Source organism: Psychrobacter sp. A3 (genome assembly GCF_028823565.1).
Classification (GTDB): Bacteria; Pseudomonadota; Gammaproteobacteria; order Pseudomonadales; family Moraxellaceae; genus Psychrobacter; species Psychrobacter celer.
Map to the genome: position 1 here is coordinate 53,625 of NZ_JAPEHS010000006.1, position 9,055 is coordinate 62,679.

At 48.1% G+C, this 9,055-nt stretch carries 7 protein-coding genes; 3 read left to right on the forward strand and 4 right to left on the reverse strand.

Features of this window, described 5'->3' with window-relative positions:
* Positions 1-123: 123 nt before the first annotated feature.
* From NK638_RS02170 to tolQ, 4 genes are all read right to left on the reverse strand, one after another.
* The gene (locus tag NK638_RS02170; RefSeq protein ID WP_274631755.1) at positions 124-270 is read right to left on the reverse strand and encodes a hypothetical protein; all 147 of its coding nucleotides are present in this window, start codon (positions 268-270) and stop codon (positions 124-126) included.
* A 26-nt stretch (positions 271-296) separates the two neighbouring features.
* Positions 297-1,211: an energy transducer TonB gene (locus NK638_RS02175; RefSeq protein ID WP_274631756.1), complete on the reverse strand. Its 915-nt coding sequence runs from the start codon at positions 1,209-1,211 to the stop codon at positions 297-299.
* 78 nt (positions 1,212-1,289) lie between these two features.
* The gene (tolR, locus tag NK638_RS02180; protein WP_274631757.1) at positions 1,290-1,748 is read right to left on the reverse strand and encodes a protein TolR; all 459 of its coding nucleotides are present in this window, start codon (positions 1,746-1,748) and stop codon (positions 1,290-1,292) included.
* 4 nt (positions 1,749-1,752) lie between these two features.
* Positions 1,753-2,493, reverse strand: a complete 741-nt coding sequence (tolQ, locus tag NK638_RS02185) for a protein TolQ (RefSeq protein WP_105246049.1) — start codon at positions 2,491-2,493, stop codon at positions 1,753-1,755.
* Between the two features lie 426 nt (positions 2,494-2,919).
* Here tolQ and NK638_RS02190 point away from each other — a divergent pair, with 426 nt between their 5' ends.
* From NK638_RS02190 to NK638_RS02200, 3 genes are all read left to right on the forward strand, one after another.
* Positions 2,920-4,215, forward strand: a complete 1,296-nt coding sequence (locus tag NK638_RS02190; protein ID WP_274631758.1) for an NCS2 family permease — start codon at positions 2,920-2,922, stop codon at positions 4,213-4,215.
* 771 nt (positions 4,216-4,986) lie between these two features.
* Positions 4,987-8,211 carry a bifunctional proline dehydrogenase/L-glutamate gamma-semialdehyde dehydrogenase PutA gene (putA, locus tag NK638_RS02195; protein ID WP_274631759.1) on the forward strand — a complete coding sequence of 1,075 codons (3,225 nt, stop codon included), beginning with the start codon at positions 4,987-4,989 and terminating at the stop codon, positions 8,209-8,211.
* An 11-nt stretch (positions 8,212-8,222) separates the two neighbouring features.
* A complete protein-coding gene (locus NK638_RS02200) occupies positions 8,223-8,915 on the forward strand; it encodes an aldehyde dehydrogenase family protein (RefSeq protein WP_192994086.1) in 693 nt (230 codons plus the stop codon).
* The last annotated feature ends 140 nt before the right edge of the window (positions 8,916-9,055 follow it).

Consider the following 9,055-nt stretch of genomic DNA (forward strand, 5'->3'; position numbering starts at 1 on the left):
CTCCTAAGGGAATGTAAGTCTCGTTTTTTATAGGTTTTAGTTTATTATTAGAATAAGGGAGTATCGTCTAGGGTACAAGCTATTTAAGTAACGTTATCAATAATATGTGCCTTAAATTGTGTGTTAGTTGCTTCCTTTAAACTGTATGGTAAAGGTTGGATATCTGGGATCATTAGTATCGATCGGTAGGTTGCCATCGAGATCGAGTACAGCTTGTTTGGCGGCCTCGTTGACCGCACTGTCTGGCCCCGATGCTGTGACATTGACCACGCTGCCGCTGGCATTGACCGTGATGATTAATGTGGCGTGCTGGGTAGAGCCTTTTGCGGCGGGGGGCGGATTATAGTGGCGTCTGTTAATGTGGCGTGCTGGGTAGAGCCTTTTGCGGCGGGGGGCGGATTATAGTGGCGTCTGATTAAATTGATAATCTCACTATTGCTAGCACCGCGGTTATCGCTGGCAGCTGTTCGGCTACTGCCTTTGTTTGGGCTGGTGGTGACCGTGTCACCAAGGAGGGTGGATTGACCTTCTGATAAGTCAAAGGTTTTACCTGCGCTACCAGAACCACCAGTATTAATTTTTAGGTTTCGGTCGGTAGTCGTAGGACGAGTAATCTTGGGTGGGTTGTTTTGTTTCTGATGAAACTCATCCAGCCGCCTTTGTTCCTCTATCAGCTGCTTTTTTTTATCTTGTTCAACTGCTTCGTGTTCTTCTAATATGGCTTCATCAAGCTTGGCTGCCCACTCTGCCATACGGCGTTCATATTCTTGATTTTGCTCAAGCAGACGTTGATGCTGCGTCTCACTCATGAGAATTGGTGCACTCGCAGGATCGTCAGAGCGTGTGAATACAGGTGCTCGCTGCGCATTCGGTTGGTCAGTGCTTTGGCTGGTAGAGCCGCTATCAAATGTCTGAGGGGGCAAGGTGCTGGATATGCCGTTTGTACTACTGTCGGTTTGCATGGCCTCTGCAGCGGCAGCTCGGTTGGCCAATATCTGTCCTTGCATCTCAGCGAGTTGCTCTGGCGAGACCATGACCGTCTCGATACTACCTGCTGTCTCTACATCGGTATGTTGATACGCGTATATCAAGATGCCCAGCACCAGCCCATGTGCGAGCAAGCTCAGCAGCATAGGTAAGGTGAGCCCGTTGCCTTCAGGCTCGGTGGGCACATAAACGACAGGGGCATTATGCATGGTGTGATTACTCATGAGCGTGGTATATCAGATTGTTTGCTATGGTTTGCTGTATCATTGCTTGGCACTGTATTAGCACAAATAGCGAGACGATCACAGCGATGGGGTCGGTAAAGGCGCACCAGTGAGTAGTCCGACTTTTTCGACCCCTGCTTGTTGTAGGCTGGCCATCAATGTCATGATAGCGCCATACTGATTGTTTTGATCGGCATTGATCATCACTTGTACTGGTGGCTTGCCAGTATTGCTGTTTTGTGTTTGGAGATTGGACAGCGTATTGATCAGCTCAGGCTCACTAATCGGCATGTCAATGTTGTTTTCATAGCTGATAAATAGCTCGCCGCTCGCCGTCAAAGACACAATGATTGGTAGCTGACTTTGGCTCATGGTGTTGGTCTGCTCTTTGGGCAGATCTACATCGACACCAGTGATGAGCAGCGGCGCGGTCACCATAAATATCACCAGTAGTACCAGCATGACGTCGATATAAGGAACGACATTCATCTCTGCATTTAGGGGTTTTTTTTCACGGCGATAGGGGCTTTGTCTCATATACTTAGCGTCCTTGCACCTGACTGGCACTCGATGGTGCCTCTGAGCTTGGGTTGTTTTCGCGGTTTGTGCTGCGCTCAGCGCTGGTCTCACGCTGGAGCATACCAGTCATTTCATCACAAAACAGCGCGCGCGACTCATACAGACGGCCAGACTTGGCGGTGAAATGGTTGTAGGCCAGTACAGCAGGAATCGCAGCAAATAGACCCATAGCAGTGGCGATCAGTGCTTCAGCAATCCCAGGAGCGACCGCAGCGAGGGTGGCTTGTTCAGTTTGTGATAGCCCCAAAAACGCATTCATAATGCCCCAAACCGTCCCAAACAGTCCAATATAAGGCGCCACTGAGCCAATACTGGCAAGCGTGGTCAGTCCTGACTCTAGTAATAACTGCTGACGACCCAATCCGACACGTAGCTTGCGCTCCACACCATCGATGATGTCGTCTTTGGGTTGGCGTTTTTTATGCATTCTTAAATATTCAGAAAACCCAACATAAAAAATCTGCTCAAGCCCTTGCCGATCAGGCGAGCCTTGAACGCCTTGATAGAGCTTGGCCAAGTCTTCACCCGACCAAAACCACGTCTCAAATTGTTGATCGAAGTTTTTGGCAGTACCCAGCCGTGCACTCATACGAAAAATAATTACCCAGCTAAGTAGCGAGGCCAATAACAACAACGCCATGACGATTTGTACCAGCAAACTGGCTTGGGTAATAAGGTCGATAATGTTTAAGGATTCAGGCATGTATTTGACTCATGAGTGATGAATAACAACTGGTAGGACAAGTCCTAGTGTAGTGTACTGTGAAATGAAAAAAAGGTCATTTATTAAAGTGTTAAACGGTAAATAAAACCGGTAAAAATGATACGTTGTTATTTTCGATTGATTTGGTGACTTATCATAGGAGCTAAACCACAAAACAGTTATAAATAACGCGAAAACAGCTGTTTGCACCCATCAGGCACGGGTAATGATTGAATTTGTACGCCAATTTCTCTAAAATGTTGCACTTTGTTACCGTTGCCGTTTTGATAATGACGTCGCAATCTATTTGCTGACGTCATATTTATTTTAGGCACCAATAAATTTGTTCTTTCTCTAAGATACGGTCTATTTATATATTTTGATGTTTAAATAAGGCCATACCTTAGCAAGCTGGGCGCGACACTTATGAATGCAATTGAACGCTATTTTGGGATCAACGGTGAAAACACCACGGTCAAAACGGAAATCCTCGCTGGTATAACCACCTTTTTGACGATGGCTTATATCATCTTTGTCAACCCCAACGTATTGGCAGAAGCTGGTATGGACAAAGGGGCGGTGTTTGTTGCTACCTGTTTGGCAGCGGCATTAGGCTGCTTTATCATGGGTATCTATGCCCGATTGCCTGTGGCATTGGCTCCTGGTATGGGCTTGAATGCCTTTTTTACCTATGGTGTCGTTTTAGGCATGGGCTATGCGTGGGAAACCGCGTTAGGCGCTGTTTTCTTATCAGGTTGTTTGTTTATTCTCTTAAGCTTATTTAAGATTCGCGAGTGGATCATCAATGCCATTCCAGCTAGCCTCAAGCAAGGCATCGTGGCGGGTATTGGTGCATTTTTGGCCTTTATTGCCTTACAAAGCTCAGGCATCATCGTTGGCCGTGATGCGACACTAGTGATGCTAGGCGATATGACCGCGTTTGCACCGATGATGGCGGCGCTGGGCTTTTTTATTATTATCGGCTTGGTCTACAAAAAAGTCCCAGGCGCGGTGACGATTGGTATTTTGGCGATTACTCTGATCAGTTTGTTTACAGGGCATACACAGTTTACAGGCATCATGTCGACGCCGCCATCTGTCGCACCAACCTTTATGAAACTCGATATCGCAGGTGCCTTTGATATCGGTATGATCAGTGTGATTTTTGCTTTCTTGTTTGTTGATTTGTTCGATACCACAGGCAGTCTGGTGGGTATCGCCAACAAGGCAGGTCTGATCGATAAAGACGGTAATATCCCTAACATGGACAAGGCGCTGCTTGCTGACTCAACAGCGACAGTCGCAGGCGCTATGCTAGGTACATCATCGACGACCAGTTATATCGAGAGCGCCTCAGGTGTGGCCTCAGGTGGCCGTACAGGTCTGATGGCAGTGACCGTGGGCGTGATGTTTGTGCTGAGTATTTTCTTTGCACCCCTTGCTGGGATGATTCCTGCATATGCGACTGCTGGCGCAATTTTTTATGTCTCGGTATTGATGTTGTTTACGCTAAAAGACATCAACTGGGAAGACTTAACCGAAGCGGCACCAGTGGCGGTAGTTTTGCTACTCACACCGCTGACGTACTCTATCGCTGATGGTATCGCGCTTGGGTTTATCACCTTTACTGCTGTCAAGCTGATGACGGGTAAGTTTTCAGAGATTAGCATCCCTGTATGGGTGTTGACGGCTATTTTGCTTGCCAAGCTGGTACTGCTATAAGTATTTGGCGTTATCAATATATCAATACGTTTGATACAAATACGCTTGACTTGATATAACGGCTCAATATTGCGTTGTCATCCGTAAAAACCCTCTTTATCTGATATGGATAAAAAGGGTTTTTTTATGTGGGTGCAGTAGAGAGTTTTTAGGGTGCAGGTTTTAGCAAAGGGCGCGTCCAAGTATTTGATTAAAAAAACAATTAACACACAATAGTAAACACAAAAATATAACTCAGGCGTCATGATGGCAAATGTGCTAGTAACTGATTGTTTTTTAGTAAGATATTAATTGTCAAAAATACGCGATATCGTTAGTTGGAAAATTTTTTTCATGATATTATAGCGACGTTAAGCGCATCACCTCAATCAACGCCGTAGAGGTTTTTCTTACAGTGAATTTGCATTATCTTAGATGACAGGGATTCGCCATATTTGACACGTCGATGTTTGATATCGCTATCGCAAAACCTGCTCATCGCACTCCTTTCACTACTAACAAGAAGAAGGCACTAATGCCGCTTAACTTTTCGTTGTTGCCTTTGTATTGTTAACGTAGCCCGTTTAACACTCGAACGACCTACTTAACCGTTTCCAGCCTATGCTGGATTTTCTCGTTTTGTGATGGCGCCGTTTGGTCTTTTGATTATCGCTGCATGCATATATTGTGATTGCTATTTATTTAACCGCTGTCATTAGTGGTGATACAAGACGATCAGACTTCCTAAAGCCCCATTTATGATGGTTTTTAAACGATAGTTATGGAGTTGTTATGAACCCAGTAAACCAGTTTACCCCGCAAGAGCCGATTTTATTTAAGCCTGTCGATCTGCTAGCGCCAGAGTATATTACCCAGTCGTCAAAAGCACTATACGCGTGTATCTCACCTTTATATTGTGTGGATGAAGAGCGCTGGTTGTCAGAGCTGTTGCCACTTGCTAAGCCCAGCGACAAAGAGCGTGACGACGCTGCTGAGCAAACACGCCAGCTGGTCGAGCATGTACGCAATGATGGCAAAGCCGTCAAAATGGTGGACTCATTATTGCTTGAGTATAGCCTTGATACCCAAGAAGGTATCTTGCTGATGAGCTTGGCTGAAGCCTTGATTCGCGTACCAGACAATTATACGGCTGATGCTTTGATCCATGACAAGATGAGCGTGGCTGACTGGAAAAAACACATCAAAAATGACAATGGTTTTATGGTCAATGCCTCGACATGGGGCATGATGATGACCGGCCGCGTCGTGAGTATCGATAGCAACACCACGGCCACAGGGTTTTTGGATCGTATGACCAAAAAGATGGGCGAGCCGGTGATTCGTAGTGCCATGCAAAAAGCCATGCGCATCATGGGGCATCAGTTTGTATTGGGGGAAACCATCGAGGGCGCCAATAAAAACAGTCAGCCGTATCGCAACAAAGGCTACACCTATTCATTTGATATGCTGGGTGAAGCGGCCATTACGCATAAAGATGCTGAAAAGTACTTTAATGATTATCTGCACGCCATCAAAGCCACCGCAGATATCAAAGTGGCTGAGGGTATGCCAAAACCGTCAGTATCTATCAAGCTGTCGGCGCTGCATCCGCGCTATGAGGCCACGCAAGAAGCGCAAGTGATGGGACTGCTGCGTCAGCGCTGTTTGCTACTGATCGAAGCGGCGCGCGCCGTCAATGTCGATATCAGTATCGATGCCGAAGAAGCCGATCGTCTTGAGATTTCGCTAAAACTGTTTGAGTCTTTGTATCGTGACAATTTGACTGCCGGCTGGGATGGCTTAGGGTTGGTGGTGCAGGGCTACTCAAAGCGCGCGATTGCAGTTTTGGCATGGCTGGCGCAGTTAGCGGCAGAAATGGGTGATCGCATTCCAGTACGTTTGGTCAAAGGCGCGTACTGGGATACGGAGATCAAATTGGCTCAGCAAAAAGGGCTGGCAGGTTATCCTGTCTGGACACGAAAAGAAGGCACTGACACGGCTTATCTGGCGTGCGCGCGCTTCTTGTTATCAGATCATCTGCGCGGGTTGATTTGGCCGCAGTTTGCGACGCATAATGCGCATACGCTAGCATCAGTCATGACCATGAGTGCGCATCGAGACTTTGAGTTTCAGCGTCTACACGGCATGGGCGATGCGCTTTATGATCATATCTTGCAAGCCTATCAGATTCCGGTGCGTATCTATGCGCCAGTCGGTGCTCATAAAGACTTGCTACCATACTTGGTACGTCGTTTGCTCGAAAACGGTGCCAACAGCTCGTTTGTCCATCAGCTACTAGACAAGTCTTATCCGATTGATAAGCTGACCGTGCACCCTTTTGATAAGCTGCTGGCCAACGCAACATTGCACAATCCAGAGATTCCCTTGCCATTAGATATCTATGGCGAGCGCCGCGCCAGCTTTGGCTCCAATATCTTTGTAGAGTCGCAGTGGCTACCGTTTAAAGCGGCGATTGATAGCCACTTGCACAAGACATGGTCAGCGACTTCTATCATCAATGGCGCGGCGATTGATGAGTATAAAGTGGATGGTCAAGTCAACAAGCTTGAAGCGCACACAGTACGCGCGCCTTGGAATCACGACGTGATCGCTGGTGAAGTGGTTTATGCCAATGCTGATCTGGCACAACAAGCGACCCTAGCGGCCGTGGCAGGACAAGCAGCATGGCAAGCGCAGTCAGCGGCCAAGCGCGCAGCCATACTACGTAAGATTGCTGATTTGTATGAAGAAAACTACGCTGAGCTCATGGCACTGTGCCAAGTAGAAGCGGGCAAAACCATGCAAGACAGTATCGATGAGATCAAAGAGGCGGTCGATTTTTGCCGTTTTTATGCGGATGAAGCAGAGCGCCTAGATGAGGTGGTGCACGAGTTTACAGACTTGTCTGGTAAGCCTGCACGTCAAGTGTATAAAGCGCGCGGTACCTTTGTTTGTATCAGTCCTTGGAACTTTCCGCTGGCCATCTATACCGGTCAAATCGTGGCGGCGCTGGCCGCAGGCAATACCGTGGTTGCTAAACCTGCTGAGCAGACCAGCCTGATTGCGCATTTTGGTGCACAACTGATGTATCAAGCAGGGGTGCCGGTAGAAGCGTTGCAGTTGGTAATAGGCGCAGGTGAGGTAGGCGGTGCATTGACGGCCGCTGACAATATCGCAGGTGTGATATTTACAGGCTCTACCCAGACCGCCCAGCGTATCAACCAAAGCTTAAACAGTCATGCACAAAGCAGTGGTGAGCTACCAATACTAATCGCCGAAACAGGCGGACAAAATGCGATGATCGTTGACTCAACCGCCTTGCCTGAGCAAGTGGTCAAAGACGCTGTGCTATCTGCCTTTGGCTCAGCGGGTCAGCGCTGCTCAGCATGCCGTATCTTGTGTGTACAAGAAGAGATGGCTGATGATTTGATTGAGCTGCTGCAAGGCAATATGGCGGAGCTGTCGGTCGGCAATCCGCTGTACGCCGCCACGGATGTCGGTCCGGTAATCGATGCCGATGCCAAAAATGGCCTAGAAGCACATATCGAGCGCATGCGTGCTGAGCCAACCGCGACGATCTTGGCACAGACGCCCATGAGTGTCAGCTCGGTCGTCAGTCAAGAAAAATCTACCTTTGTCTTACCGACAGCGATAGAAGTAAAAAGCATTGATGTGATAGGCGGTGAGCACTTCGGTCCTATCTTGCACGTTTTGCGTTATCAAGCACGTGATCTAAACAAGCTGATCGATGCCATCAATAGCACCGGCTTTGGTCTGACATTGGGTATTCATAGCCGTATCGAAAACACCGCCGAGCATGTCGAGCGCCGCGTGCTGGTGGGTAATACGTATATCAACCGCAACCAAATCGGCGCGGTGGTCAACGTCCAGCCATTTGGTGGCTGTGGCCTCTCAGGTACTGGCCCCAAAGCAGGTGGCCCACATTATGTGGCGCGCCTGATGAAATTAGATAGCGACAATCAACCTTCAACATCCACGCAATCAGCAATCGCATAAGGAGTAGCAAGATGGCGACTGAATTTAAAAAAAATCATGCCCAAGTTTGTGAGTCTTGGCGATTACTTGGCGCGGTCAATCGCGCCGCTTATCTGCAAGCAGCCATTCCTCGGTTGGCCTTGTTGACGGGCGATGCCAATAAAGCCAAGCGCTTATTCAACCATTTGTTGAGCGCTGCGCCAAGCTTAGATGAAGTGCACCGTATGACAGGCGCGACAGGAGAGTCCAATGATCTGTACATGACGGCTCGTGGCAAAACCATGGTCATCGGTAGTGAATCAGCGCGTACGATGGCAGTGCTTGGTCAGCTAATCGCCGCCCTGCTGACGGGTAACGAAGTGATACTACACTGCCCAAGTCAGGCGGAGATGTGCGATGAAGCGGCAAAAGTGCTTTATGAGATAGGAGTAAGCGATGATGTCTTAAGCGTCGCCAACGACTCACAAACCATCACACTGTTATACATCGATCGCCTTGCGCAGGTCGCAGTGGCAGGCAGTAATAGTGAAGTGCAGGCCATCAGCCAAGAGCTGGCCAACACCGATGGTATCTTGACGCAAGTCATTAGTGTGACCGATATGGACGGCATGTCAGAGATGCTCACGCCTGACTATCTGCATCGGTTTGTCACTGAGCGCGTCAAAACCATCAATACCACCGCGATTGGTGGTAATGCCAGCTTGCTTGAGCTTGGTACCGACTAGGGTTGTTTCTTGCATCGCGGCTTAAGTCATATAGATAGATAATGCTGAACGGTGAGTGCGCAAGATAAAACCAACAGTAATAATAAAAACCGATATCTGAAAGCTCAGGTATCGGTTTTTTTATTGAGGACAGACTAGGG

Coding starts and splice junctions, on each gene's coding strand:
- NK638_RS02175 (WP_274631756.1), bottom strand. CDS start 1,211: ATGAGTAATCACACCATGCATAATGCCCCTGTCGTTTATGTGCCCACC.
- tolR (WP_274631757.1), bottom strand. CDS start 1,748: ATGAGACAAAGCCCCTATCGCCGTGAAAAAAAACCCCTAAATGCAGAG.
- tolQ (WP_105246049.1), bottom strand. CDS start 2,493: ATGCCTGAATCCTTAAACATTATCGACCTTATTACCCAAGCCAGTTTG.
- NK638_RS02190 (WP_274631758.1), top strand. CDS start 2,920: ATGAATGCAATTGAACGCTATTTTGGGATCAACGGTGAAAACACCACG.
- putA (WP_274631759.1), top strand. CDS start 4,987: ATGAACCCAGTAAACCAGTTTACCCCGCAAGAGCCGATTTTATTTAAG.
- NK638_RS02200 (WP_192994086.1), top strand. CDS start 8,223: ATGGCGACTGAATTTAAAAAAAATCATGCCCAAGTTTGTGAGTCTTGG.